A 26,402-nucleotide genomic window follows, 5' to 3' on the forward strand; every position below is an offset into this window, starting at 1 on the left:
ATACGTTTTGCTTAACACACTGGGGTTTCATTAGGAGTTTCACGATGGAAATGCTGAAGTTTGGTAAATTTGCTGCGCTGGCTCTGGCCATGGCTGTAGCTGTAGGTTGCTCCTCGAAGGGCGGTGATAACGCAGGCGAAGGCGCTGCTGTAGATCCTAACGCTGGCTACGGTGCCAACACTGGCGCTGTTGACGGTTCCCTGAGCGAAGAAGCCGCCCTGCGCGCAATCACCACCTTCTACTTCGAATACGACAGCTCGGACCTGAAGCCAGAAGCCATGCGCGCTCTGGACGTTCATGCCAAGGACCTGAAGTCCAACGGCAACCGCGTTGTTCTGGAAGGCAACACCGACGAGCGCGGCACCCGCGAGTACAACATGGCTCTGGGTGAGCGTCGTGCGAAAGCCGTTCAGCGCTACCTGGTTCTGCAGGGCGTTTCCCCTGCTCAGCTGGAACTGGTTTCCTACGGCGAAGAGCGTCCAGTTGCCACCGGCAACGACGAGCAGTCCTGGGCTCAGAACCGTCGCGTAGAACTGCGTAAGTAAGTTCTTATGCGTATGTGCCGCCGTGTAGTAACCGTCCTCGCACTCAGCCTGCCGCTCGCGGCCTGGGCTGAGGTCCCTGTAGTAGATGACAACGCAGGCAGCTATCCGCCTGCGGGTTATGGCACGAGCGGCGCCTATGCCGGGTCAGGGGCTTCGGCCCCTGCCTCTGCACAGGGCCAGCTGTTCATGCAGCTGCAACAGATGCAGGATCAGCTTTCCCGCCAGCAAGGCATCATCGAAGAGCTGCAAAACGATGTGTCGCGCATGAAGCAGGAAAACCTGGAGCGTTACCAGGACCTGGACCGTCGCATCAACAGTGGCGCTGCGCCTGCCGCAACCCCTGACAATTCCACCGGTGGTGGTGCGTCCAATGCCGCCCCGGATGCAGCAGCAGGTGCTGCTGCGCAACAACCGGCCGCCAGTAGCGAGCCCGGTGATCCGGCGAAAGAAAAGCTTTACTACGATGCTGCTTTCGACCTGATCAAACAGAAAGACTTCGACAAGGCCAGCCAGGCGTTCAACGCGTTCCTGCGCAAGTACCCAAACAGCCAGTACGCCGGCAACGCGCAGTACTGGTTGGGTGAAGTGAACCTGGCCAAGGGTGACCTGCCAGGCGCAAGCCAGGCCTTCGCTCAAGTAAGTCAGAAGTATCCGAAGCACAGCAAGGTGCCCGATTCACTGTACAAACTGGCCGATGTCGAGCGCCGTATGGGGCATACCGACAAGGTCAAGGGTATCCTGCAGCAGGTTATTACCCAGTACCCCGGCACCTCGGCCGCGCAACTGGCTCAGCGTGACCTGCAGAAGCTCTGAGTGTCGTAGTTGCACCGCTCGAAAGAAACCCGCGCCAGTCGCGGGTTTTTTCGTTAGAATCACTGCCCTTTTTTCGTAAACACGCTGCTGCGGATAACGCTATGTCGAGTCCGCAACAGTGCCTGAGGAGGCGGGCAGCCTGTTTAGCTGTCACGCCCGTGGCGAGCATGCAAGACACATTACGCATCACCGAAGTCTTTTACTCTTTGCAGGGTGAAACGCGAACGGCTGGGTTGCCCACCGTATTCGTGCGCCTCACCGGTTGCCCCCTGCGCTGCCAGTACTGCGACAGTGCCTATGCCTTCAGTGGCGGTACCCTTCGCACCCTCGATTCGATCCTTGAGCAGGTGGCCGGTTTCAAACCGCGCTACGTCTGTGTCACCGGTGGTGAGCCATTGGCCCAGCCCAACGCCCTGCCGTTACTGCAGCGGCTGTGTGATGCCGGGTACGAAGTGTCGCTGGAAACCAGCGGTGCGTTGGACATTACCGGTACCGACACCCGCGTCAGCCGTGTGGTCGACCTGAAAACCCCAGGTTCCGAAGAATCGCACCGTAACCGCTACGAGAACATCGAGCAGCTGACCCGTAACGACCAGGTCAAGTTCGTCATCTGTTCCCGCGAGGACTACGACTGGGCGGTTTCCAAGCTGATCCAGTACAACCTTTCCGAGCGTGCGGGTGAGGTGTTGTTCTCGCCGAGCCACCACCAGGTGAAAGCCAGCGACCTGGCGGACTGGATCGTTGCCGACAACCTGCCCGTACGCTTCCAGCTGCAGCTGCACAAGCTGCTGTGGAACGACGAACCCGGACGTTGATTGAGGAGCACCTACACATGACCGATAAACGCGCAGTAATCCTGTTGTCCGGGGGCCTGGACTCGGCCACCGTAGTTGCCATGGCCAAGGCCGAAGGCTACAGCTGCTACACCATGAGCTTCGATTACGGCCAGCGCCATCGTGCCGAGTTGAATGCCGCTGCCCGCGTGGCCCGTGACCTGGGAGTGGTGGAGCACAAGGTGATCGGGCTGAACCTTGACGGCATTGGCGGTTCGGCGTTGACCGACAGCAACATCGATGTGCCGGAAGCCCCAAGTGAGGGCATCCCGGTCACTTATGTGCCAGCGCGCAACACCGTGTTCCTTTCGCTTGCCCTGGGCTGGGCCGAAGTGTTGGAGGCGCGTGATATTTTCATTGGCGTCAATGCCGTGGATTACTCCGGCTACCCGGATTGCCGCCCCGAGTTCGTCGAAGCCTTCGAGCGCATGGCAAACCTGGCGACCAAAGCCGGTGTAGAGGGGCAGGGTTTCCGCATCCAGGCGCCACTGCAGAACATGAGCAAGGCGCAGATCGTGCAGGCCGGTATGGCCCGCGGTGTGGATTACAGCCTGACCGTTTCCTGCTACCAGGCCGATGATGACGGCCGTGCCTGTGGCAAATGCGACAGCTGCCGCCTGCGCGCCGACGGCTTCAAGGCCGCCGGTGTCGAAGACCCAACGCGGTATTTTTCAAAGGTTTTTTGATGGGGTGTTGATTTCTCGTTAGAAATCAGTATTATACGCGCCATCAAATGGGTCGTTAGCTCAGTTGGTAGAGCAGTTGGCTTTTAACCAATTGGTCGTAGGTTCGAATCCTACACGACCCACCACACGCAATACGTCAAAGCCCGCTACCAGTAATGGTCGCGGGCTTTTTCGTTTTCACAGGCCTTGTTCAGCTGGCTTACTCAGCCCATTCCGGGTCCCCGGTAAACACCACCGTAATCCAACGGTCAGGCCCTTCGCCACCTACCGCATCGCCAATCTCGTTGCGCCACGCATCCCATTCTTCGATGGTCTTCGCAGCCATGCCTTTTGGCACGATGAAATACAGCTCGATTTCCCGCGAGCGCCCGACCTTGGCGACATAGGCGCGGTAAGACTGCAGCCCGTGGCGGGCGACGAAGGCCTTGGCCACTTCATCTACATGCAGCTTGAGGTCGCCGGGGGTGACCAGAAAAATTTCCGATAGCGCCTGGCGCACCACCGACAAGGGCAGCGGTACGATCACCAGGCACACCAGCGCCAGCACCGCCGGGTCGATGTACGGCGACACCCATTCCAGCGAGGTGCCCTGCACCGCGTAGCCAAAGCAGAAGGCGATCAGCAGGGCGGCGGTGATGCTGGCCGACATCACCCAGCCCTTGACGTCCATGCGCACGAAGTCCGATTGCAGCTTGCGGTTGGCGCGCGCCTCGACGACGGCGATGGTCACGCAGGTGATCACCGTCAACACCGCGTAGACCATGGCAATGCCGAACTCCAGGTGACGGCCGCCTTGCAGCAGGCTGCTGACGGCGTTGATCAGTGCGTAGATGGCTACGCCGCTGAGCAGGATGCCGTTGAGTGCCAGCACCATCGGTTCCAGGTGCCAGAAGCCCATGGTGAAGCGCTCGCGCAGCTTGCGCGACATTTGCACGCTGGTGGTGTGCGAGGTGATCAGCTTGACCACCACCAGCGACAGGCCACTCATGCTGGCGTCGACCAGCGAGTACACGCCGTCGAACACGATGGAGAACGAGCCGGAGGCCAGGCCGAAAGCGATGCCGATGGTGGCGATGAACAGGGTAACGGCAATCGAGGTGCGTAACAGGCCCTGTTCGCTGGTGATGTCAAAAAAGGTGGATCTGGTTGCGGTTTGCATGAGTTGTGCTCAGTAAAAACGATAGTGCTGTGGCGCCTGTAAGGGCTTGCTGGCGGGCAAACCCGCCAAGAAACCCTACAGGCTAGACGCGAAATTGCTCCATCAGCGCCTGCTGCTGATTGGCAAGCCGGTTCAGCGCCTGGCTGATGCGCGCCGATTCGTCAGCCTGGCCAGCCAGTGATTCTGTCACATCACGGATGCCGGCCACGTTGCGGTTCACTTCCTCGGCCACCGCGCTCTGCTCCTCAGCCGCCGAGGCAATTTGCAAGTTCATGTCGCTGATGACCGCCACCGCCTCGCCAATTCGCTGCAGTGCCGGCAGCGCCTGCTCCATGCGCGCGGCGCTGTCCTGGGCCTGGCGCTGGCCTTCATGCATGGCACCGACGACATCCTGCGTGCCTTGCTGCAGGCCTTCGATGACCTGGCGAATTTCCTCCACCGACACCTGCGTGCGTTGAGCCAGGCCGCGCACCTCGTCGGCGACCACGGCGAAGCCACGCCCGGCTTCGCCGGCACGAGCCGCTTCGATGGCGGCATTCAGTGCCAGCAGGTTGGTCTGCTCGGCAATGGTACGGATCACCTCCAGCACCGAGCCGATCTGCCCGCTGCGGCCTTCCAGCGCACGCGCTTCGTCCATGGCTGTGTTCATGCCGGCGGCCAGTCGATCGATGCCTTGACGCGTGCTGTCGATCAGTTGCAGGCCTTCCTGGCTGGCCTGGTCGGCGGCGCGTGCGGCCTGGGCCGCCTGCGAGGCGTTATGGGCGACATCCAGGGCAGTGGCGCTCATTTCGTTGGCCGCCGTGGCCACCTGTTCGATTTCGCGATGCTGTTGCTGCATGCCGTTGCTGGTCTGGCTGGCGATGGCGGCCGACTGGTCGGCGGTGCCGCGGGCCTCCTGCAGTGAGCCTTTGACTTGGGCGATGACTGGCTGCAGCTTGTCGAGGAAGCGGTTGAACCAGCCGGTGAGCTGGCCCAGTTCGTCCTGGCGGGCGTAGTCCAGGCGACGGGTCAGGTCGCCTTCGCCGCTGGCGATGTCTTCCAGGCGTGCGGCCACGGCCAGGATTGGCCGAGTAACGCCGCGTGCGGTCAGCCACACCAGCAGCAAGCCGACCACGGCTGCGCCCAGGCCGATCAGCAGGCTGGTGAGGTTGGCGCGTTGGTTGTGCGCGTCCAGGCGCTGGTTGAGTGCGGCGGCAGGGGCCTGCAGCACGCTTTCCGGCAGCTCCAGCAACACTTGCCATGGGGCTGCGTCAGGGATTGGTGTGAAAGGGTGGGCCACGCGCAGCAGGCCATCGGCTACTGCGTTGTCCATGGGTTTGCCGAGCGTCGTGTCGTCGCGGCTGTTACCGGCCAGCAGGCCGGCGGCGCTGGCGATACTCACTTGGCCCTGGCCATCGAACAGCTCGCGGCGGCCGTCCACGCTCAGTTGCTGCAGGTTGGCCAGGCCGATGTCCAGGCCGACCACGCCGACCACCTTGCCGTGCTCCAGCAGCGGCAAGGCGATGCTGGTCATCAGTACTTGGCGGCCGTTGACCTCGTCGAGGTACGGCTCGAGCATGCAGGTTCTGCCGGTGTCCTGCGGGCAGGTCAGCCAGCGGTTTTTCGCTGCGCCGTTGCTGCCGATACTGGTATCGCCAAGCATCGTTTCCGGCATGGCTTCCAGTTCCAGGGTGCCGGGGGTTGGTTGCGACCAGTAAAGCGAAAAGCGTCCGCGCTCATTGCTGCCCATGGCGTCCTGGCCAAGGTACTGGCTGTCTTGCTGGTCCAGGGCATCGGGCTGGAATACCAGGTACAGGCCGATCACATCCGGGTTGCCGGCCAGGCTGGCACGCGCCTGGCGGGTCAGTTCGGCGCGCAGGTCGCTGCCGCCACGGGCCTTCAGTACCTGTACCAGGCGGGCAAAGCCATTGCCGTATTGGTAGGCGTCCATGAAGTAGCGCTGTATTCGCAGGGCCTGGGTTTGCGCATGGGCCTGCAGGCGCAGGCGGGCGCTGCTGTCGAGCATGGCGGTGTTGGCCTGGTTGACCAAGGCCGCGCTGCGTTGCGCCTGGGTCAGCGAGGTGGCCACCAGCAAGGCGACGATGGCCAGCAGACACAGGCCGGCAAGCAAGGTGATCTTCCATTGGATGGAGAGGCGACGCAGCGGCATGAGGGCTTTCCTTTTCGATCAAGTACAACGCCCGCGATCAGGCGCGGGCGTTGTCAGCAGCATGGTTCATTCGGCGATGTAGTTGGGCGGTGCCGCGCGGAAGGCTTTGGTCAGCCAGCCAAGGTAGATCAGGCCAAGCGCGGCCCAGATGCCGCCAAACATCAGTGAGTGCGCATTCAGGTCCAGCCACAGCGAGACGATGATGCAGAAGCCGATGGTGGGCAGCACCAGGTACTTCAGCTGGTTGGCCAGCCCCTTGCGGTTGCCTTCGCGCAGGTAGCAGTGGTTGATCACCGACAGGTTGACGAAGCTGAACGCGACCAGGGCGCCGAAGTTGATGATCGAGGTGGCGGTCACCAGGTCGAAGAAGATCGCCGACAGGGAAATGATCCCCACCACGGCAATGTTCAGCACTGGCGTCTTGTAGCGTGAATGCAGGCGGGCGAAGACGCTGGCCGGGATGACGTTGTCGCGGCCCATCACGTACAGCAGGCGCGACACGCTGGTTTGCGAGGCCAGGCCCGAGGCGATGGTGTTGATCACGGTGCAGGCGATGAAAATCGACTGGAACAGCTTGCCGCCGACGTACAGGGCGATTTCCGGCAGGGCCGCTTCCTGGTCGTGGAAGCGAGCCATGGTCGGGAAGTAGGCCTGGATGAAGTAAGAAACGGTGATGAACACCACGCCGCCGATCAGTGCGGTGAGGAAGATCGCACGGGGGATGGTCTTGGCCGGGTCGCGGGTTTCTTCGGAAAGGCAGGTGACCGCGTCAAAGCCCAGGAACGAGAAGCACAGGATGGTCGCACCGGCGGCCAAGGCGCTGAATTGGGTCTGGCTGTCGGCGAACGGCATCAGGCTCCAGGCGGTACCCAGCCCTTCACCGTGGTCCAGGCCGCGTACGCACAGGTAGATGAATACGGCAATGATCGCCACCTGCACGCCCACGAACAGCAGGTTGAAGTGCGCCACCAGGTTGACGCTGCGCATGTTGATCAGGCTGATCAGGGTGACGAAGCCTGCTACCCACATCCACTCCGGCACTTCCGGGAACATCGCTGAAAGGTACAGTTTGGCCAGCAGCGCGTTGACCATCGGCAACAGCAGGTAGTCCAGCAACGACGACCAGCCGACCAGGAAGCCCACGTGCGGGTTGATCGCCTTTTGGGTGTAGGTGTAGGCCGAGCCCGACTGCGGGAAGCGCTTGACCAGGGTGCCGTAGCTCACGGCGGTGAACAGGATCCCGGCCAGTGCCAGAATGTAGGCGCTGGGTACGTGGCCGGCAGTAATCCCGCTGACGATGCCGAAGGTGTCGAACACGGTCATCGGGGTCAGGTAGGCCAGGCCGATGATGATCACGTGCCAGAGGCGCAGGGTTTTGCGGAGTTGGCCGTTGCCGGTAGCGCGGTGGTCAGGCTGCATGCTGGCATGGCTCCTGGTGCTGGGCGTAAACGGCGGGCACGGTGTATTGCGCATGCGGCAGGGGCGAGCGGGTGGGCTCCATATTGTTCACCTTTTATGTTGGAGCGGCGGAAGGCGCGGGGGGACGCGCAAAGTGGTGAAAATAAAAAACGATGGGTAGGTGGGTGTCAAGTTAAACATGACAAGATGTTACTGAATTGAAATATTTATCGATTTTTAAGGGTGTTTGTTCGGTTTTTGCGCGGTTTTTTGCGGTTTTGATCAATTTGAATGTTCGTAAAAATTAACGAATGTTGCCCTTCTGGCAGAGTGCTCAGATGCTTCCGGAAATGGTTTTTCTCGATCCGGGCCGGCCCTCGACTTCTACCGCAGTGGTACTCTTCGCTTTCTGCGTGGCCTCTGGTCGCCATCGAAGCCCTTACGGACAGCAATCGGTTCTATTCATGAAGAAATCAGTTGGCATCCTTTCCGGCCTGGCGATCGCCATTGCCGTCGCAACCACTGCTGGCGCCTGGTACACCGGCAAGCAGCTGCCTGCCGAGCTGGACAACGCCCTTGCCCGCAGCAACGCCGACCTCAAGAAGGCCCTGGTCAGCACCGGCGGCAGCATGAGCATCGAGCGGGTGTCGCTGGAGCAGCATTTCTTCAGCAGTACCGCCCAATACCGGCTCAAGGCCCGCGACATCAACGTGGGTGAGGGCGAGGTGATCAATTTCGACGTAGGTGTGACCGATCAGATCGAGCACGGCCCGTTCCCCTGGTCGCGGGTGAAGGCGCTCAAGCTGATGCCTGTACTGGCAGTTAGCAACAGCACCTTGCAAAAGGACGATGCCACCGCGCCGTGGTTTGCCGCCGCAGGCGAGCAGGCCCCGGTCAGTGCACAGACGAGCCTGGGATACGACGGCAATGTGGTCAGCCAGGTCCGACTGGCACCGATCAAGCTCGACGAAGCAGATGGCAATAGCCTCGATTTCTCGGGTATGCAGTTTGAAGCCAGTGGCGACAAGGAAGGCAAGGCTTCGAAATTCCACGGGCAGGCCGACCGTTTCGTGATGAAACTTGTGCGCGATGATCAGCCGCCTGCCACATTCGAACTCAACGGCCTGACGGTTGGTGGCAACCTTGCCGCCACCGAGCACGACGCCATCTACGTGGGTAACGTCGACCTGGCGCTGGCCGAAACCAAGGTGACCCTGGGGCCGAAACAGCAGGGGCTGTTGATCAAGGGTCTGGAGCAGAACGCCGTGCAAAGCCTCGATGGCCCGGACACCGTGGGTGGCCGCGTGGAGTACAAGGTCGGCGACATCACCTGGGATGGCCGTGCGGTAGGCAAGGCGCAGATGGCGGTGAGCGCTTCCTCGGTCAACGTCCCGGCGCTGCAGGCATTGTCGAAGTGGTACCAGGCACACTTGCCGGAATTCGAGGCCGCCTCCGCAGCCGGCCAGCCAGTACCGCAAATCCAGATGGACGACGCCGAAAAAGCCAGGTTCCAGGGCGACTTGCAGAAACTCCTGGCTGCCAAGCCCAAGGTCGCGGTAGAAAACCTGTCGTTCAAAACGGCCAATGGCGAGAGCCGCTTCAATCTGTCGATGGGCTTCACCGCCCCGGCCAGCTTCGACCTGCCGCCGGACCAGTTGAGCAAGCAGATGATCACCGAGGTTAAGAGCAAGCTGTCGCTGTCCAAGCCGATGATCGGTGACCTGGCGACCCTGCAGGCACTGCTGGACGGCCAGACCGACGCCCAGGCGATTGCCATGCAGTCGGGCCAGGCGGGGGAGATGGTCGGCATGATGGCGCTGCAGAGCGGCATGGCGACTGTCGAAGGCAACGATGTGGTGAGCAGCCTGCACTATGCCGATGGCATGGTCGATTTCAACGGCAAGAAGATGACTGTGGAAGAATTCGCCATGCTCATGGCCGCACACCTGGCGGCGTTGTCGCCGCAGGAGTGATCGATTGAACCTGCACAGGCCTCTTCGCGGGCGAGCCCGCGAAGAGGCCTGTGCAGGCAAAACAAAAACCACTTTAGAAATCGCTGGATTGTCTGTAGCCTTCGGCCTCCGATAATAATCCGCGCCCGCAGAGGGCCGTGGCGGCCAGTGTGCCGTCCGGCACCCTTAGCCGATCTGCCAGGGCCGGGTGATACACTCGATTTGACGCGCACGCGCGCCTGCAGGTCCAGCGATCATGACCCAGATTTCCGAACGCCTGTTGGTTCAGGCCCACCTCGACGCCAAGCAGCCCAATCCGCTGACAGCCGAGCAGGAGGCCGAATACCGTGCGGCCATCGCTGCCGAGCTCAAAGCCCAGAATGCCGTGCTGGTTGCCCATTATTACTGCGACCCGGTTATCCAGGCGCTGGCCGAAGAAACCGGCGGCTGCGTGTCCGACTCGCTGGAAATGGCCCGTTTTGGCAAGAACCACCCGGCCGAAACCGTGATCGTGGCCGGTGTGCGTTTCATGGGCGAGACGGCGAAAATTCTCACCCCCGAAAAGCGCGTGCTGATGCCGACCCTGGAGGCCACCTGCTCGCTCGACCTGGGCTGCCCGGTAGAAGAATTCTCGGCTTTCTGCGACCAGCACCCTGAGCGCACCGTGGTGGTCTACGCCAACACGTCCGCTGCGGTGAAAGCACGTGCCGACTGGGTGGTGACGTCGAGCTGTGCGCTGGAAATCGTCGAAAGCCTGATGGACAACGGCGAAACCATCATCTGGGGGCCGGACCAGCATCTGGGCCGTTACATCCAGAAGCAGACCGGTGCCGACATGCTGCTGTGGGACGGTGCCTGCATCGTTCACGAGGAGTTCAAGTCGCGTCAGTTGGCCGACATGAAGGCGCTGTACCCGGATGCTGCGATCCTGGTGCACCCCGAGTCGCCGGAAGCGGTGATCGAGCTGGCCGACGCGGTCGGGTCCACCAGCCAACTGATCAAGGCTGCTCAGACGCTGCCGAACAAGACCTTCATCGTCGCCACCGACCGCGGCATCTTCTACAAGATGCAGCAGCTGTGCCCGGATAAAGAGTTCGTCGAAGCGCCTACCGCCGGCAACGGCGCGGCATGCCGCAGCTGCGCGCACTGCCCGTGGATGGCGATGAACACCCTGGAGCGGGTGCTGGACTGCCTGCGCAAGGGCGGCGATGAGATTTTCGTCGACCCTGCGCTGGTGCCCAAGGCGATCAAGCCGCTGAACCGTATGCTGGACTTTACCCAGGCGGCACGCCTGAAGCTGTCTGGTAACGCCTGAAAATGCTGGGGCGCAAAGCGCCCCCGGATTCTCAGCGCCCCATCATTTCCCGAACCATGCGCTGCTGCTCCATGATCTCGCGCTGGCGCTGATCGATCTGCGAGGCCAGTGGGAAGTTGCCGCCCGCCCGGCGCTTGGCGTAGTCCAGCTGCTGAATCGCCTGGTCAAAGTCCCCAACCAAGGTGAAGTACTCGGCCCGCGCCCGGTGCAAACCAATGGTATTGCCCGACAAACCGCGTACTTCGGCCATGTCGTACCACACATCCGGGTCGTCCGGTCGGCTCTTGACCAGCTCGTTCAACACCTTCTCCGCCTCGGCAGGCTTGTTTTGCTTTACCAGCAGGTCGGCACGCACTTGCTTCAGCGGGTAGTTGCCCGGGTACAGCCCCTGCATTCGCTCGGCCCGCTGTTGTGCATCGGCCAGGCGATTGTTGGTAATGTCCAGGTCGATCTGTGCCAGGTTGTAGGTGATGTCGTTCGGCGCCTTGGCCAGCAGCGGCTTGAGCAACTCGCGCGCCTCGTTCAGCTGGCCGCCCTTGATCTGTGCCAGGGCCAGGCCGTAGCGCGCGGCGTCCAGTTTCGGGTCTTCGTCCAACTGGGCGCGAAAGCGCTTGGCGGCAAGCCCTGGGGTGCCTTCGTAGGTCAGCGCCACCCGAGCACGAATCAGCTGGTAGCGCATGCTGTCTTCTATGCCGCCCTTGGGCGCCTGGTCGGCGCGGTTGCGGGTGTCGGCGATACGCGATTCAGTCACCGGGTGAGTCAGCAAGAACTCCGGCGGCTTGGCGTCATAGCGATACTGGCGTGCCAGGCGCTCGAACATGGTCGGCATGTTGCGCGGGTCGTAGCCGGCCTTTTCCAGGTTCTGGATGCCGATGCGGTCGGCTTCCTGTTCGTTCTGCCGCGAAAAGCGCCGTTGTTCCTGGATGGCCGCTGCCTGGGTGCCGGCGATCATGCCGATACCCGCATCGCCAGCGCCACCGGCGGCCAGCACGATGCCGGCCAGCAGTGCAGCCATCATCGGCAATTGCATGCGTTGCTGGGCTTCGACGCCGCGGGCGAAGTGGCGTTGCGACAAGTGCGCCAGTTCGTGGGCCAGAACCGAGGCGTATTCCCCTTCGGTCTGAGCGTTGAGGAACAGTCCACCGTTGACCCCGACGATTCCACCCGGCGCGGCGAAGGCGTTGAGCTCGCGGCTGTCGATGAGGATGAACTCCAGGCGCCGGTCCTGCAGCTGGCTGGTCTCGGCCAGCTTGTACACGCTGGTTTCGACGTAGTCCTTGAGCTGTGGGTCGTTGAGCTGGTTGACCTGGCCGCGCAGCAGGCTCAGCCAGGCGCGGCCCAGTTGGTGCTCTTGTTGCGGCGAAACGATCGCGGAACTGGCATCCCCCAGTGATGGCAGGTCGTCAGCATGGCCGGGAAGGGCCATCAGGCAGGCCAGCGTCAGCAGGGTAGGGCGCAGTAGATTCATGCATGAAGCTCGCGTCGGTCAAAGATACCTACTGTAGCGGGCTCACACGTTGGCGACCAGTGGCGCTATTCTAGCCGGCCCTGTCAGCAAGCAGTCTGGCAACGCCTTTGGAGACCCCGCGATGAGTGACACCCTGACCTGTGACGCCGAACTGGACGCCAGCGGGCTGAATTGCCCTTTGCCACTGTTGAAGGCAAAGATGGAGCTCAACCGCCTGGCTAGCGGTGCGGTACTCAAGGTGATCGCCACTGACGCAGGCTCGCAGCGCGACTTCCGCACTTTCGCCCAGTTGGCCGGTCATACCCTGCTGCAGGAAACGGCCGAGGCCGGCACCTACACTTACTGGCTGCGCAAGGCCTGAGTCTTTTCCAAGGATCGTCAATGTTCAAAGTGCTTCGCGACTGGATGCAGCGCTACTTCTCCGATGAAGAAGCGGTGGTGCTGGCGGTCCTGTTGTTCCTGGCTTTTACTGCGGTACTGACCCTGGGCGGTATGCTCGCGCCGGTGCTGGCCGGCATGGTGCTGGCGTTCCTGATGCAAGGGCTTGTCAACGCCCTGGAGCGTGTGCGAGTCCCTACGCGGCTGGCGGTGATGCTGGTGTTCGCCCTGTTCATGGGCGCGCTGGCGGTATTCATGCTGGTGCTGGTGCCGCTGCTGTGGCACCAGTTGATCACCCTGTTCAACGAGTTGCCGGGCATGCTCGGCAAGTGGCAGTCGCTGTTGCTGCTGTTGCCCGAGCGCTACCCGCATCTGGTGTCGGACGAGCAGGTGCTGCATGCCATCGAATCGGTACGCGGTGAAATCGGCAAGTTTGGCCAATGGGCGCTGACCTTTTCGCTGTCCAGCCTGCCGCTGCTGGTCAATGCCATGATCTACCTGGTGCTGGTGCCGATCCTGGTGTTCTTCTTCCTCAAGGATCGCGAACTGATCGGCCGCTGGGTCAGCGGCTATCTGCCCAGCCAGCGCGCGCTGCTTAACCGGGTGGGCAGCGAGATGAACCGGCAGATTGCCAACTACATTCGCGGCAAGGGTATCGAGATCCTGATCTGCGGCATCGCCACCTATATCGCCTTCATCAGCCTGGGGCTCAACTACGCCGCGCTGTTGGCGTTGCTGGTGGGGCTGTCGGTGGTGGTGCCTTACGTGGGGGCGGTGGTGGTGACCGTACCGGTAACGCTGATCGCGCTGTTCCAGTGGGGTTGGGGCGACCAGTTCATCTACCTGATGACGGTGTACGCGATCATCCAGGCGCTGGATGGCAACGTGCTGGTGCCGCTGCTGTTCTCCGAGGCGGTGAGCCTGCACCCGGTGGCGATCATTTGCGCGGTATTGCTGTTTGGCGGGTTGTGGGGGTTCTGGGGGATCTTCTTCGCGATTCCGCTGGCGACGTTGATCAAGGCTGTGCTGGATGCCTGGCCGCGACATGAGCCGAGTGTGTCACCGATGCTTTGAATGTGAATGGGGCTGCAATGCAGCCCCATTCAATTTCAAGCCTTGTTCAAGGCTTGGGCAGCGGCCAACACGGCATCCACATGCCCGGGCACCTTCACCCCACGCCATTCCTGGCGCAGCACACCGTCCTTGTCGATCAGGAAGGTGCTGCGATCTACGCCCATGTATTCCTTGCCGTACAGCTTCTTCAGTTTGATCACGTCGAACAGCTGGCACAGGGCCTCGTCCTTGTCGCTGATCAGCTCGAAGGGGAAGCCTTGCTTGGCTTTGAAGTTTTCGTGCGACTTGATGCCATCGCGCGATACGCCGAACACCACGGTGTTGGCTGCGGCAAAGGCGTCATGCTGGTCGCGAAAGCCCTGGCCCTCGGTGGTGCAGCCTGGGGTGCTGTCCTTGGGGTAGAAGTACACCACCACTTGCTGGCCCTTGAGTTCGGCCAGGCTGACGGTTTGCCCGCTGGTAGCCTGGGCCTGGAAGTCGGCAACGGGTTGGTCGAGTGCTACAGCCATGGTCGGTTTCCTTACATTGGGTTCTGTGGACGCCATGGCTCGATCAACGCATCGAGGTTCAGGGCATCGGCAAAGTCCAGGAACTGGTCGCGCAGCCAGCTGATCTGCGTGCCGGCCGGCAAAATCACGGTGAACTGGGCGTTGAGCATGCTGCTGCCGGTTTGCGGCGCCAGGTAGGTGTCGCAGGTCATGGCTTCCAGCTCGACGCGGTGATCGAGGAAGAACTGGCACAGCTCATTGATGATGTCCGGGCGGTAGGCGGCGCTGACGTAGGCCACGTATGGCAGGGCCTGTGGGCGCACTTCCTGGTCGGCGCTGCGCACCACGTCCAGGGTCAGGCCGTGCTTCTTGCCCAGGCCTGGCAGGGTGGATTCCAGGCGCGCCAGGGCGTCCCAGCTACCGCCCACCTGCAGCACCAGGGCGCTGGTCTCGCCGTGGCGGCTCAGGCGCGAGGTGACCACCGCGCAGCGGTTTTCGAAGGCAGCGCGGCTGAGGACGTTGGCCAGCTCCATGGGGTTTGGGCCCAAGGCACTGATGACAAGGAATTGTTCGCGGACGGTGGGGGTGGACATGCAGCATTCCTAAAGCGATGAGCGGTCGGCACAGGACGGGCAAAAGCCTCCTGTCGGCAGTGCCCGGGGCTCGCATGCGAGGTCTTGGACGCTGGCGGGGAGCAAGGTCGACGGCCCGGCGGGCCGCGCTGCACCGATCAAAGGATCAAGGGTAGCGAAATAAGGCGCCGAGGGGAATGCTCCGCCCGCCTGCTTCGCTTGTGCAAGGCCGATGCCCCCAGTACCATTACCGCTCTCTTTTTCCGGCAGGAGCAGTTACATGATTGCGGGCAGTATGGTGGCATTGGTCACACCCATGGATGCACAAGGGCGTCTTGATTGGGGCAGCCTCGACAAACTTGTAGACTTCCACCTGGAAAACGGCACCCATGCGATCGTCGCTGTCGGCACCACCGGTGAGTCCGCCACGCTGGATGTCGAAGAACACATCCTGGTCATCAAGCACGTGGTCGAGCGCGTCAAGCACAGCAAGAAGCCGATTCCGGTCATCGCCGGCACCGGTGCCAACTCCACCGCCGAAGCCGTGCACCTGACCCAGAACGCCAAGAATGCCGGCGCTGACGCCTGCCTGCTGGTCGTGCCGTACTACAACAAGCCGACGCAAGAAGGCCTGTACCAGCACTTCAAGCACATTGCCGAAGCCGTCGACATTCCGCAGATCCTCTATAACGTACCCGGCCGCACCTCCTGCGACATGCAGGCCGAGACCGTGATCCGCCTGTCGACCGTGCCGAACATCATCGGCATCAAGGAAGCCACCGGCGACCTGGTTCGCGCCAAGGCCATCCTCGATGGCGTCAGCAAGGACTTCATCGTCATGTCCGGCGACGACCCGACGGCCGTCGAGCTGATCCTGATGGGCGGCAAGGGCAACATTTCGGTCACCGCCAACGTCGCCCCGCGCGAAATGGCCGACCTGTGCGAGGCCGCCCTTGAGGGCAATGCCGAGAAGGCCCGCGCAATCAACGAAAAACTCATGCCGCTGCACAAAGACCTGTTCTGCGAAGCCAACCCGATCCCGGTGAAATGGGCGCTCGTTGAAATGGGCCTGATGCACAAAGGCATTCGCCTGCCACTGACCTGGCTGAGCGAAGGCTGCCACGAAAAAGTCCGTACTGCCTTGCGCCAGTCCGGCGTACTGGTTTAAGAGGAAGTACACCGCATGAAGCGACTGGCTGGTCTTTCCGCCCTTGCCCTGATCATTTCCAGCACCAGTGGGTGTGGTTGGCTGTGGGGCGAGGATGGCTATTTCCGCGACCGTGGCAGCGACTACCTGCAGGCGCACCCGACCGCGCCCATGCAGCTGCCGCCGGACGCCAGCAACGTCAAGCGTCTTGACCCGCTGCTGCCGATTCCGCGTAACGTTGCCGACGATAATGTTGCTGGCGAGTTCGAAGTGCCGCGCCCGCAACCGCTGACCGGCGGTGCCGCCCAGGTCACCGACTACAGCCTGCAACGCAGTGGCAGCAGCCGTTGGGTACTGGCCCAGCATTCGCCAGCCGAAGTGTGGCCGGTAGCGCGCCAGTTCTTCGAGGACAACGGCTTCCGCATTGCCGAAGAACGCCCACAGACGGGTGAGTTCAACACTACCTGGCAGCGTTTCGATGAACTGTCGGCATCGCTTGGCCAGCGTCTGGCCAGCACTGCCAGCAGCGGTGACAGCGAAGTGCGCGTACGTGTGCGCATGGAGCCTGGCGTGCAGCGCAACACCTCCGAAGTGTACGTGGTCAGCGTCGAGCGCCCGGCTGGCAGCACGGCCGACCCTGCGTTCCCGTCCTCGTCCAGCAACACCGGTGCCGATGCCTTGCTGGTCGACGAAATGCTTGCCAGCATGAACCGCAGCGCCGAGAAAGGCGGTTCGGTGTCGCTGCTGGCCGCGCGCGATTTCGACGCGCCAAGCCGCGTCAGCCTGAGCGAAGACGGCAGCGGCAACCCGGTGCTGTACCTGGGTTCCGACCTGGACCGCGCCTGGTCTGGCGTGGGCCGTGCCCTGGAACAGGGTGGCGAGTGGCGTGTCGAAGACATCAACCGGAGCCTGGGCCTGTACTACATCAACCTGTCCGAAAAGCCTGACGACAAGCAGAACCAGCCTGGCTTCTTCAGCCGCATGTTCGGCAGCGAGCCGACCAAGGAAGAGCGTGAAGCCCGTGCCGAGCGCTACCAGGTTCGCCTGAGCAAGGTGGGTGAGAGCGTGCAGGTCACGGTCGAGAAAAACATCAACACCGTGGCTCCGGCCGATGTCGCCCGCCGCGTGCTGAGCGCCATTCAGGACCACCTGGGCTAAGTGCGCTTCGCGGTACTCGGAAGCGGTAGCCAAGGGAACGGCACGCTGATCGCCAGTGGTGACACGTTCATCCTGGTCGATTGCGGCTTTTCCCTGCGCGAAACCGAGCGGCGCCTGGCGCTGCTCGGTGTGTCGGCGGCCCAGCTCAGTGCAGTACTGGTCACCCACGAACATGCTGATCATGTACATGGGGTCGGCTTGCTGTCACGGCGCTACAATGTACCGGTCTACCTCAGCCAAGGGACTTTGCGCGGCATGCGCAAGCCGGTGGAGGTGGCCGGTTTTCTCGCTTGTGGCGAAAGCCTGCGCATCGGCAGCCTGGAAGTGACTGCGGCGCGGGTCGAGCACGACGCCTACGAGCCATTGCAGTACGTGGTCAGTGACGGCCAGCGACGCTTCGGCATGCTTACCGACCTGGGCTCGTACGACGCATTGCTGCTGGAGCGCTACCAGGGCCTGGATGCACTGCTGATCGAGGCCAACCACTGCCGCGACCTGCTGGCGCGCGGTCACTACCCGGCCTTTTTGAAGCAGCGGGTAGGGGGCATGCAAGGGCATTTGAACAACCACCAGGCCGCGCGCCTGGTGCACGAGTTGGGCTGGAGCAACCTGCAACACCTGGTGCTGGCCCACCTCAGCAGCAAGAACAACCTGCCACACTTGGCCCGCCAGTGCTTCGTCGATACCCTCGGGTGCGACCCGGACTGGCTCCAAGTGGCGAATCAGGAACACGGGCTCGACTGGCGCGAAATCGCCTAGCCCAACACCTCAAGCAAGCGGAGCCCAATCATGGAAAAACGCGACGAACTCTACCGCGGCAAGGCCAAATCGGTTTTCAAGACCGACGACGCCGACCGCTTGATCCTGCTGTTCCGTAACGACACTTCGGCGTTCGACGGCAAGCGTATCGAACAACTCGACCGCAAAGGCATGGTGAACAACAAGTTCAACGCCTTCATCATGCAGAAACTGGAAGAAGCCGGCGTGCCGACCCAGTTCGACAAGCTGCTGGGCGACAACGAGTGCCTGGTGAAGAAACTGGACATGATCCCGGTCGAGTGCGTGGTGCGCAACTACGCCGCCGGCAGCCTGGTCAAGCGTCTGGGCGTGGAGGAGGGCATCAAGCTGGAGCCGTCCACCTTCGAACTGTTCCTGAAGAACGACGAGAAGGGCGACCCCTTCATTAACGAATCCCACGTTGTTGCGTTCGGCTGGGGCACCGCCGAGCAGTTGGTCGAAATGAAAAAGCTGTCGCTGAAGGTCAACGAAGTGCTGAGCAAGCTCTTCGATGACGCCGGCCTGCTGCTGGTCGACTTCAAGCTGGAGTTCGGCGTATTCCACGGCCAAATCGTGCTGGGCGACGAGTTCAGCCCGGACGGCTGCCGCCTGTGGGACAAGGAAACCCGCAAGAAGATGGACAAAGACCGCTTCCGTCAGGGCCTGGGCGACGTGATCGAAGCCTACGAAGAAGTTGCCAAGCGCCTGGGCGTGCCGCTGTAAGCGGCGCGTTCACGCAAGCGCCTGATACCACGCGATTTTTTTTAAAAAAAGGTTTGCGTTTTAAAAGAACGCTGGTATGATGCGCGGCATTGGAGAGATGCCGGAGTGGTCGAACGGGACGGATTCGAAATCCGTTGTACTGGCAACAGTACCTAGGGTTCAAATCCCTATCTCTCCGCCATACAAGATGAAGCCCCTGGAAGCGAAAGCTTTCAGGGGCTTTTTCGTTGTGCCTTGTTTTGCATCATTCCAAATTCAGCATCATTCAGCAGTGCCTTGGTCCTTTCGCGAAACAGAGCCGCTCCTGCAACTATGTCGAATAAGCTGAGACAGAGCGGTTTCTCGCAACATTTTGTCTTGAACTGTCAACGGCACCTTGCGCTACAATGCGGGCCTCTAATACGCCACTCACGCCCAGGCCAAACGCCGTAATGATTACGCGCGCTGGGCGATGACCTCTTCCTGACATGGATTCGTTGGATGCTTCGCGCCGTACTGGTCTTCCTCTACGCCCTTCGTTCGACGGCTAAATTGCCGTCCGCGTCCAGTGCTGCCAGCTCACTCATAAAACCGCACAACGTCGAATGCTGCCGCCAGATCCTGGCTGCGGTACGCGGCTGTGCGCCCCACCGAAAATGGAGTGCTCCACTTGCGTAAGAAATTCGTCGCGTCCCTTCTGGCGGTCGCCATCGCCTCTACCACGGCCTGTGCACAGCTCGGGATCAGCAAAGAGCAAGCGGGCACCGTGATTGGCGGCCTGGCCGGTGTGGCCATCGGCTCGACCATGGGCAGTGGCAACGGCAAGATCGCCGCAGCCCTGATCGCCGGTGGCATTGGTGCCTACGTGGGCAACCGCATCGGTCACATGCTGGACGAGAAGGACCAGCAGGCACTGGCGCTGCGCACCCAGGAAGTGTTGAGCCAGCAGCAGGCTACCGCCAGCGCCCAGCCAGTTACCTGGAAGTCCGACCACTCGGGTGCTACCGCGCAGATCGTGCCGGGCAAGGAATACACCCAGACCAAGAAGGTCGAGGTCAAGCGCGCGCCGAAGATCCAGGCGGTGCCGTCGATGAAGTTGATCAACGAGCCCTACGTGACCGTCAGCGACAACCTGAACGTGCGTGCCGCACCCAACCAGAGTGGCGAGAAAGTTGGCAGCCTGAAAAACCACACCGAGTTCACCGCCGTCGGCTCCACTGGTGACTGGATCCTGGTCGGGCGCAAGGGCGTGACCGTGGGTTACGTGCACAAGAACTACGTCGAGCCCAAGGCGCAGGCCGTGGCCAAGCGTGTGACGCCAGCGGTGAACCTGGACGAGCTGGACGTTGCCGCCAGCAAGGAAACCCAAGGCTTCGACCTGGATTCGGTGCAGTCGCTGCCGACCGAAACGGTCGCCGCCGAAGCCGCCTGCCGCCCGGTCACGGTCAGCCTGAAATCGCAAAGCGGCCAGACCGAGCAAGAGCAGAACACCTTCTGCAAACAAGCCAACGGCACCTGGGAACTGATCTGAGGAACTCCATGAAAAAGCACGCGCTCGCGCTGGCTGTGGTCGGCGCTTGTGGTCTGGTACCGCAGGCGTTCGCCCACGAGCTGGCCTTCTCGAAGAAAGAAAACATCAAGGTCGAAGTACCTGGGGACGCCGCCACCTGGTGCAAACCCGAGGTTGAGCTGACCATCACCCGCCCGGCCTGGGACAAGCAGGAGCTGCTGTCGGGGCTGCTGACCAAGCTGCCGTTCGTGTTCGCCAAGGACTGCGCGACCGCCAAGGTGAGCTGGAAGGCGGTTGACGCCAAGGGCAACCTTTACGCCAGCGGTTCGGGCAATGCCACCAACCTGGGCCTGGTGACCCTGGCCGTCGCGCCTGCCGCGGCACCAGCTGCACCAGCACCAGCACCAGCACCTGCTCCGGCCGTTGCTGCCCCGGCCCCGGCTGCACCCGCTGTACCTGCGCCAGCAGAAGCCCCGGTAGCCGTTGCCGCTGCGCCGGCGCCTGCTGTAGTTGAACCAGCGCCTGCAAAAGCAGAGGTGGCCCCGGCCCCGGTGGTTGCTGCAGAACCCGCGCCAGCCCCCGTTGCCGAAACCCCGGTAGCAGCCCCAGTCGCACCGCCTGTTCCAGCACCTGCTGCTGCGGTAGCCGCTGCCCCAACCTCGGACTTCGGCCGCGCCGTGGTCCTGCAAAACCGCAACCTGATGCAGGTAACGGATGGCACAGGCTGCAAATGGGTGCTTAGCACCTCGATCATCAGCGACGGCGACACCCTGTCGTTCGGCACTACCCCGGTGATGCCGTGCCCGGCCTCCGGCTTTGGTGAAGGCAGCTTCGAAAAAATCAGTTGGAAGGCCGTTGGCACCTACCGTGGCGACAACTGGACCCGCGTATACGCTCACCCCAGCGGGCTGATCTTCAACAAGAACCTCGAATCTGCAGTGAAGGACAAGGCTGTTTCCTACCTCACGGCGGATGCTGACCAGGCCGCGTTCCTGGTGGGCGAGATCCCCAGCCGGCAGATGAAGGTGTACCTGACCTTCACCCGTTCCAGCTACGGCGTGCTCCGCCCGTTCAGCAGCGATCCGTACTACGTTGCCGTAACGCCTGACGAGTCGTTCGCCCTGGACGCGGCCAAGTACAAGGAAGCCGCGCTGGAAATCTTCGACCTGATCAAGGCCACCTCGCCGACCACCACCGATGTGGCCAACCTGTTCATCGTCAAAGATATTTCGGCAATTACGAACAGCATGTGGGGCAACGACGCACAGAAGATCACTCGCAACCGCATCGGCATCACCCGCCAAGGCCTGTTCTTCGATGTGCGCGAGGGTGCCAACTGGGCGGTTCAACGAGAGCAGCAGCGTGTGCGTGAAGAGCGTCAGCGTCAACAGGAGCTGGCCCGCGTGCACACCCGAGTGCTGGAACGCTACCAGCAGCTGCAAGACGGCATGAGCGACTTCAAGGGGCGCGAAACCGAGGCGCTGGCGCAAATGGCTGGCATCAAGGTGCGTTTCGCTTCGCCGCTGGCGCAGCAAGACCCTGCGACCTCGGCCCGCGTTGCGCCAATGATGGTGCACGTTACCGGCAAGAAGGGCGATTTCTACACCCTCGACTTCCCGAGCAAGGGCCGCTTGGTGGCGGACGAGGAGTATAGCGAAGGTTGGTACGTGACCCAGGTCGCCAACGCCACGCCGTACTACCCGCTGGACGATGGCCGCGCCGTGCCCACCTACCGCGCCTACAGCGCAGGTGAGCCCGAGGCCTGCCAGCAGGACCACTGTGCCGACCGTGTGTCGTTCGGCGCCGTGCTGGCCAAGGAATTCCCCAACGCCGGTATCGATTTCAGCTGGACCCCCGAGGTCTCCCAAAAGTACGTGAACGACTGGAACAACGCTTCCGCCATGGTCCAGTGAGGCAAACACCATGATCAAACAGATGAACAAGAAGCAGCTGCTGATTGGCGGTGTAGCCGCGGCGGTGCTGGTGCTCGGTGGTGGCTATGCGATGGTCTCCAGCTCGGGCAAGAAGGCTGCGCTGGCCTACTACGAGGACTTCAAGGAGCGCTATTTCCTTGAAGATGTACTGTCTGAGGGCGACATTTCCTATTCGGCGTTCTCTGGCAACCTGACAGTCGCCGACCCCGAAATCCGCGTCGCTGCGACCCAGACCAATGGCGCCCAGCAGTTCATGCGCGGCCTGACCAGCTTGATGGAATCGGCTCGCGGTGGTTCGCCGGAGGAGGGCTTGGCAGGTTGGGCCAAGTACCAGCTCAATGTCAGCCGCAATGTCGCCGGCATATACCTCAAAGCCGATGCGCTGAAACTGGCCCATGACGGCGACAGCAAGGACGGCACCCTTCACATCCAATTGCTGGGCATGCAGATGGCCAACCCCTTCGTTGCCAGCAAGGGCGCCGAAGTGGTGCTGGTGGCTGATGTCAGCGACGAGATCCAGCCGCGCGCCGAGCTGGCCGCCAATGGCCGGGCCACTGAGTCGAGCTTCGATTGGGGTGCCAACATGGCGGTACGCCAGCCGGTTACTGGCGCGTTCCTGGTCAGCAGCACGGGTGATTTTGGCACCACGGTCGACTTGGATTTCACCCTCACGCGCTCCAGTGATGGTGAAGGTTCGATGGCGTTTGTGGTAACCCACCGTAACGATGGCTCCAAGGTGGGTGAGATCGTACGCAAGGCCGACTTCCAGTCGCTGCCGGAGCTGGACGATGTCGAAACCCAGCTCAAGAGTGCCTTGAGCGCCATGTTGATCGGGGCATACAGCCCGTACACCGGCCAGGCCGTTTTGGCCGAAGCGGTAAGTGGCTTTGCGCGCAAGGCGAAGGTGGAGAACTACAGCGTGAGCTACAGCGGCTTCAAACCGCTGAAAGAGGCTTACAGCGACTTCCAGCAGAGTGTACCGAAGGCGAAGTTCGCGGCTTTCTGCGAAGAAGTTGGCTTGTCGTCGTGGAGCAGTGATTTCGGCGCCAAGGGCAAGAACCACAGCGATTCGGAATGTGCCATTGGGCAGAAGCTGGTCGAGGAAGGCAAGTTCGAAGAGCAGTACACGTTCAAGGAAGGCAAGAGCCTGTTTGCGGCGTTGTTCGTGAGCAAGGCATATCAGCTGGAAACCAATTGATTGGGTAGTCGCTGATTGAACAAGCCCCTGGGAACTGTGAGTTGCCGGGGGCTTTTTTTTGCTTTGGAATTTTGGGGCCGCATGGGGCGCGCCCGAGGGGCCTCAGCGCATGGCGGCCAATTTAATGCCAAACCCCACCAGACAAATGCCCGCCAGCCGCTCGAACAGGTTGCTGATCCTTGGGTTGGCGCGCATGCGTTCGGCCAGTCGGTGAGTCAGTACCACGGCAATCAACCCGTACAGGAACGTGATCACCGCCACCGTCGCCGCCATGAAGCCGAAAGTCACCAGCCCCTGGTGTTTCAATGGGTCGATGAACAGTGGGAAGAATGCCATGTAGAACATGATCGCCTTGGGGTTGAGCAGGGTGATCAGCATGGTCTGGCGCAAGTACTGGCCGTTGTCCATGCGGCTGGTGCGTGGCGCGTCACCTGGTTTGCTCAGCAGCATGCGCAGGCCGAGATAGGCCAGGTACGCAGCGCCCGCCCACTGCACCACATGGAAGGCTGCCGGGTAGGTGGCCAGCAACGTGGCGACGCCGGCTACTGCCAGCCACAATAGCACCTGGTCACCGACGATCACCCCACAGGTCGCAGCCAGGCCTGCTTTGATACCGCCTTTGCCAGTGGCGGTGATCAGCGCGAAATTGCCCGGGCCGGGAATGGCCAACAGAATGATGAAGGCGATGACGAATGCGCCGTAGTCGGTAACGCCAAGCATGGTGAACTCCTGTAGGGCAGTGCAAAGGCAGAGTATGACTATCGTCGCCAACGGCGTGCTTTACAACCGGTTGTTGCGTCTTCGCAAAGCATCAATGCCACCCGCGACTTGGATCCAATGCTCAGGTTCTGTATCATCCCGGCGCCATCAGACGATGGCCGAAGATGATTCATTTAAAGGACTGAGTAATGAAAAAGCTGTTCAAGGCCACCGTAGCCGTTGCTGTCGTTTCGGGTGTTGCCCTGCTGTCGGGTTGCACTGGCCAGGTTTACAACCAACCAAAAAACTGCACCTACGACTACCTGTTCCACCCTTCGGTTTCCATCTCCAAGATCATCGGTGGCTGCGGCCCAATCGATAAACTGCCTCAGCAGCAGTAATCTTGGCGGTACCCTGATCGCGACGCTTGCGGCGTGATCCAAGGCCCCCGGTCATGCAAATGGCCGGGGGTTTTTGTTTTTGGCGTGGCATTCTGCCGCTGGGGCAACCCGTCGCCTTGACGCAAGGACCTGCAATTTGTTTGTGCTGGCATTTCAGATACAATCGGAAAAACGATTCAGCCTTGTCGGTCAATTCGACAAAAGCCCGGGTCGTTTTTTGGTTCTCTGGCTGCTGAACAATGATCAACAACAAGCCTGCGCTGAAGAACACGCTTTACCGGGGCCAGCCACAGGCCCTCACTCTGTTCTCCTGACTGGAATTGATCAATGTTCAAGAAAGCTGGCAAGACCTTGCTGGGTCTGGCTGTCGCTGCAAGCGTCATGCAAGCGCACGCCGTAGAAACCAAGAAAGTAGACGTGCTGCTGGTCGGCGGCGGCATCATGAGCTCCACCCTGGCCGTGTGGCTGCACGAGCTGGAGCCAAGCTGGTCGATGGAAATGGTCGAGCGCCTGGACGGCGTGGCCGAAGAAAGCTCCAACGGCTGGAACAACGCCGGTACCGGCCACTCCGCGCTGGCCGAGCTGAACTACACCCCGGAAGACAAAGACGGCAACGTCAACATCACCAAGGCCATCGAAATCAACGAAGCCTTCCAGATCTCCCGCCAGTTCTGGTCGTGGCAGGTCCGCCAGGGCGTGCTGAAGAACCCGCACTCGTTCATCAACACCACCCCGCACATGAGCTTCGTCTGGGGCGATGACAACATCAAGTTCCTCAAGAAGCGCTACGACGCACTGCAGGCCAGCCCGCTGTTCCGCCCGATGCAGTACTCCGAGGACCACGCGCAGATCGCCAAGTGGGTCCCGCTGATGATGGAAGGCCGCGACCCGAACCAGAAGCTGGCCGTGACCTGGACGCCAATCGGCACTGACGTCAACTTCGGCGAGATCACCCGCCAGTTCGTTGGCCATCTGCAGACCCAGAAAGGCTTCGACCTGAAGCTGTCCAGCGAAGTGCAGGACATCACCCGCAACAAGGACGGCTCCTGGCACGTCGAGTACAAGAACCTGAAGGACGGTACCGAGTCGGCCACCGACGCCAAGTTCCTGTTCATCGGTGCTGGCGGTGGCGCACTGAAGCTGTTGCAGAAGTCGGGCATTCCGGAAGCCAAGGAATACGCAGGCTTCCCGGTGGGTGGTTCGTTCCTGGTGACCGAGAACCCGACCGTGGCCATGCAGCACATGGCCAAGGCCTACGGCATCGCCTCGACCGGTGCGCCACCCATGTCGGTACCGCACCTGGACACCCGCGTGCTGGACGGCAAGCGCGTGATCCTGTTTGGCCCGTTCGCCACTTTCTCGACCAAGTTCCTGAAGAACGGCTCGTACCTGGACCTGCTCAGCAGCACCACTACCCACAACGTGTGGCCGATGACCAAAGTCGGTATCGAGCAGTACCCACTGGTCGAGTACCTCGCTGGCCAGCTGATGCTGTCTGACGATGACCGCTTCGAAGCGCTGCGCACCTACTTCCCGAACGCCAAGAAGGAAGACTGGCGCCTGTGGCAGGCCGGCCAGCGTGTACAAATCATCAAGCGTGATGCCGAGAAGGGCGGCGTACTGAAGCTGGGCACTGAAGTGGTAGCCTCCGAAGACCGCACCATCGCGGGCCTGCTGGGTGCATCGCCAGGTGCTTCGACTGCTGCGCCGATCATGCTGAACGTGCTGGAAACCGTGTTCAAGGAGAAGGTCGCTACCCCAGAGTGGCAGGCCAAGATCAAGGAAATCGTGCCCAGCTACGGCACCAAGCTGAACGACTCGGCAGCGGCCACTCAGAAAGAGTGGAACTACACCGCTGAAGTGCTGCAGCTGGAGAAACCGCCGGTGATCGACGCCAGCGTCGACTTCGGTGGCGCTGCTGGCCAGCCGGTCGAGAGCAAGCCTGAGAACGACATGGCGCTGTAATCAGCAGCCTTGTCGTGATCCAAAGCCACGGGGGTGACCTCGTGGCTTTTTTGTTGTCTGTTTGGGCCTGTCCGCAGGAAA

At 61.6% G+C, this 26,402-nt stretch carries 24 protein-coding genes, 2 tRNA genes and 1 pseudogene; 19 read left to right on the top strand and 8 right to left on the bottom strand.

Annotation, left to right across the window (positions count from 1 at the left end; genetic code table 11):
- Nucleotides 1-44 precede the first annotated feature (44 nt).
- The 5 genes from pal to APH42_RS02515 all read left to right on the top strand — a co-directional run bounded on the left by pal (nucleotide 45) and on the right by APH42_RS02515 (nucleotide 3,002).
- The gene (gene pal, locus APH42_RS02495; protein ID WP_012273762.1) at nucleotides 45-545 is read left to right on the top strand and encodes a peptidoglycan-associated lipoprotein Pal; all 501 of its coding nucleotides are present in this window, start codon (nucleotides 45-47) and stop codon (nucleotides 543-545) included.
- 6 nt (nucleotides 546-551) lie between these two features.
- On the top strand, nucleotides 552-1,358 hold the full coding sequence (gene ybgF / locus APH42_RS02500) for a tol-pal system protein YbgF (RefSeq protein ID WP_012273761.1): 807 nt from the start codon (nucleotides 552-554) through the stop codon (nucleotides 1,356-1,358).
- A gap of 167 nt (nucleotides 1,359-1,525) precedes the next feature.
- Nucleotides 1,526-2,173, top strand: coding sequence for a 7-carboxy-7-deazaguanine synthase QueE (queE, locus tag APH42_RS02505; protein ID WP_012273760.1), 648 nt, complete (start codon nucleotides 1,526-1,528; stop codon nucleotides 2,171-2,173).
- The gene (queC, locus tag APH42_RS02510; protein WP_071984792.1) at nucleotides 2,173-2,877 is read left to right on the top strand and encodes a 7-cyano-7-deazaguanine synthase QueC; all 705 of its coding nucleotides are present in this window, start codon (nucleotides 2,173-2,175) and stop codon (nucleotides 2,875-2,877) included. Before queE ends, queC begins: the two co-directional genes overlap by 1 nt.
- Nucleotides 2,878-2,926: 49 nt before the next feature.
- Nucleotides 2,927-3,002 (top strand) — tRNA-Lys (locus APH42_RS02515).
- A 74-nt stretch (nucleotides 3,003-3,076) separates the two neighbouring features.
- Here APH42_RS02515 and APH42_RS02520 read toward each other — a convergent pair.
- From APH42_RS02520 to APH42_RS02530, 4 genes and pseudogenes are all read right to left on the bottom strand, one after another.
- Nucleotides 3,077-4,036 carry a cation diffusion facilitator family transporter gene (locus APH42_RS02520; protein WP_012273758.1) on the bottom strand — a complete coding sequence of 320 codons (960 nt, stop codon included), beginning with the start codon at nucleotides 4,034-4,036 and terminating at the stop codon, nucleotides 3,077-3,079.
- A gap of 82 nt (nucleotides 4,037-4,118) precedes the next feature.
- Nucleotides 4,119-4,874 (bottom strand): methyl-accepting chemotaxis protein, encoded by a 756-nt coding sequence (locus tag APH42_RS30765; RefSeq protein WP_370739335.1) that lies wholly within the window; start codon nucleotides 4,872-4,874, stop codon nucleotides 4,119-4,121.
- 102 nt (nucleotides 4,875-4,976) lie between these two features.
- Nucleotides 4,977-6,185: pseudogene (locus tag APH42_RS30770) on the bottom strand (HAMP domain-containing protein); the annotation flags it as partial.
- 66 nt (nucleotides 6,186-6,251) lie between these two features.
- Nucleotides 6,252-7,604, bottom strand: a complete 1,353-nt coding sequence (locus APH42_RS02530) for an APC family permease (RefSeq protein ID WP_012273756.1) — start codon at nucleotides 7,602-7,604, stop codon at nucleotides 6,252-6,254.
- A 443-nt stretch (nucleotides 7,605-8,047) separates the two neighbouring features.
- On the opposite strand from APH42_RS02530, the gene APH42_RS02535 reads away from it, so the two are divergent.
- Both APH42_RS02535 and nadA read left to right on the top strand, forming a co-directional pair.
- Nucleotides 8,048-9,556 (top strand): YdgA family protein, encoded by a 1,509-nt coding sequence (locus APH42_RS02535; protein WP_060492657.1) that lies wholly within the window; start codon nucleotides 8,048-8,050, stop codon nucleotides 9,554-9,556.
- A 235-nt stretch (nucleotides 9,557-9,791) separates the two neighbouring features.
- Nucleotides 9,792-10,850, top strand: a complete 1,059-nt coding sequence (gene nadA, locus APH42_RS02540; protein WP_012273754.1) for a quinolinate synthase NadA — start codon at nucleotides 9,792-9,794, stop codon at nucleotides 10,848-10,850.
- A gap of 31 nt (nucleotides 10,851-10,881) precedes the next feature.
- On the opposite strand, the gene APH42_RS02545 is transcribed toward nadA, so the two are convergent.
- Nucleotides 10,882-12,318, bottom strand: a complete 1,437-nt coding sequence (locus APH42_RS02545; protein WP_012273753.1) for a M48 family metalloprotease — start codon at nucleotides 12,316-12,318, stop codon at nucleotides 10,882-10,884.
- 121 nt (nucleotides 12,319-12,439) lie between these two features.
- Here APH42_RS02545 and APH42_RS02550 point away from each other — a divergent pair, with 121 nt between their 5' ends.
- Nucleotides 12,440-12,679, top strand: coding sequence for a sulfurtransferase TusA family protein (locus APH42_RS02550; protein WP_012273752.1), 240 nt, complete (start codon nucleotides 12,440-12,442; stop codon nucleotides 12,677-12,679).
- Nucleotides 12,680-12,699: 20 nt separating this feature from the next.
- Nucleotides 12,700-13,770, top strand: a complete 1,071-nt coding sequence (locus tag APH42_RS02555) for an AI-2E family transporter (protein ID WP_012273751.1) — start codon at nucleotides 12,700-12,702, stop codon at nucleotides 13,768-13,770.
- A 35-nt stretch (nucleotides 13,771-13,805) separates the two neighbouring features.
- Here APH42_RS02555 and APH42_RS02560 read toward each other — a convergent pair whose 3' ends face one another.
- Together APH42_RS02560 and APH42_RS02565 are read right to left on the bottom strand one after the other, a co-directional pair.
- Nucleotides 13,806-14,279 carry a peroxiredoxin gene (locus tag APH42_RS02560; protein ID WP_003254742.1) on the bottom strand — a complete coding sequence of 158 codons (474 nt, stop codon included), beginning with the start codon at nucleotides 14,277-14,279 and terminating at the stop codon, nucleotides 13,806-13,808.
- Nucleotides 14,280-14,290: 11 nt separating this feature from the next.
- Complete coding sequence (locus APH42_RS02565) at nucleotides 14,291-14,851, bottom strand: glycine cleavage system protein R (protein WP_003254741.1); 561 nt, start codon at nucleotides 14,849-14,851, stop codon at nucleotides 14,291-14,293.
- Between the two features lie 259 nt (nucleotides 14,852-15,110).
- Here APH42_RS02565 and dapA point away from each other — a divergent pair, with 259 nt between their 5' ends.
- From dapA to APH42_RS02605, 8 genes are all read left to right on the top strand, one after another.
- Complete coding sequence (gene dapA, locus APH42_RS02570) at nucleotides 15,111-15,998, top strand: 4-hydroxy-tetrahydrodipicolinate synthase (protein ID WP_012273750.1); 888 nt, start codon at nucleotides 15,111-15,113, stop codon at nucleotides 15,996-15,998.
- A gap of 15 nt (nucleotides 15,999-16,013) precedes the next feature.
- A complete protein-coding gene (gene bamC, locus APH42_RS02575) occupies nucleotides 16,014-17,135 on the top strand; it encodes an outer membrane protein assembly factor BamC (protein WP_012273749.1) in 1,122 nt (373 codons plus the stop codon).
- A complete protein-coding gene (locus tag APH42_RS02580; RefSeq protein WP_012273748.1) occupies nucleotides 17,136-17,894 on the top strand; it encodes an MBL fold metallo-hydrolase in 759 nt (252 codons plus the stop codon). It begins immediately after the preceding gene.
- A gap of 30 nt (nucleotides 17,895-17,924) precedes the next feature.
- Entirely contained in the window at nucleotides 17,925-18,635 is a 711-nt protein-coding gene (purC, locus tag APH42_RS02585; RefSeq protein ID WP_012273747.1) for a phosphoribosylaminoimidazolesuccinocarboxamide synthase, read from the top strand.
- Nucleotides 18,636-18,726: 91 nt separating this feature from the next.
- Nucleotides 18,727-18,816, top strand: a tRNA-Ser gene (locus APH42_RS02590).
- A 468-nt stretch (nucleotides 18,817-19,284) separates the two neighbouring features.
- On the top strand, nucleotides 19,285-20,145 hold the full coding sequence (locus APH42_RS02595; protein WP_012273717.1) for an SH3 domain-containing protein: 861 nt from the start codon (nucleotides 19,285-19,287) through the stop codon (nucleotides 20,143-20,145).
- A gap of 8 nt (nucleotides 20,146-20,153) precedes the next feature.
- Nucleotides 20,154-22,037 carry a hypothetical protein gene (locus APH42_RS02600; protein WP_060492658.1) on the top strand — a complete coding sequence of 628 codons (1,884 nt, stop codon included), beginning with the start codon at nucleotides 20,154-20,156 and terminating at the stop codon, nucleotides 22,035-22,037.
- Between the two features lie 10 nt (nucleotides 22,038-22,047).
- Nucleotides 22,048-23,256: a hypothetical protein gene (locus tag APH42_RS02605; RefSeq protein ID WP_060492659.1), complete on the top strand. Its 1,209-nt coding sequence runs from the start codon at nucleotides 22,048-22,050 to the stop codon at nucleotides 23,254-23,256.
- Between the two features lie 102 nt (nucleotides 23,257-23,358).
- Here the strand turns inward: APH42_RS02605 and APH42_RS02610 are convergent, their stop codons facing one another.
- Nucleotides 23,359-23,976 carry a LysE family transporter gene (locus APH42_RS02610; protein WP_060492660.1) on the bottom strand — a complete coding sequence of 206 codons (618 nt, stop codon included), beginning with the start codon at nucleotides 23,974-23,976 and terminating at the stop codon, nucleotides 23,359-23,361.
- Nucleotides 23,977-24,164: 188 nt separating this feature from the next.
- Between APH42_RS02610 and APH42_RS02615 the strand changes: the two genes are divergently transcribed.
- Together APH42_RS02615 and mqo are read left to right on the top strand one after the other, a co-directional pair.
- Entirely contained in the window at nucleotides 24,165-24,356 is a 192-nt protein-coding gene (locus APH42_RS02615) for a YhfL family protein (RefSeq protein WP_003254720.1), read from the top strand.
- 327 nt (nucleotides 24,357-24,683) lie between these two features.
- A complete protein-coding gene (gene mqo / locus APH42_RS02620; protein WP_012273713.1) occupies nucleotides 24,684-26,321 on the top strand; it encodes a malate dehydrogenase (quinone) in 1,638 nt (545 codons plus the stop codon).
- Nucleotides 26,322-26,402 lie beyond the last annotated feature (81 nt).

It is taken from the genome of Pseudomonas sp. NBRC 111140, from assembly GCF_001320885.1.
In the GTDB taxonomy this organism is placed as follows: domain Bacteria; phylum Pseudomonadota; class Gammaproteobacteria; order Pseudomonadales; family Pseudomonadaceae; genus Aquipseudomonas; species Aquipseudomonas putida_P.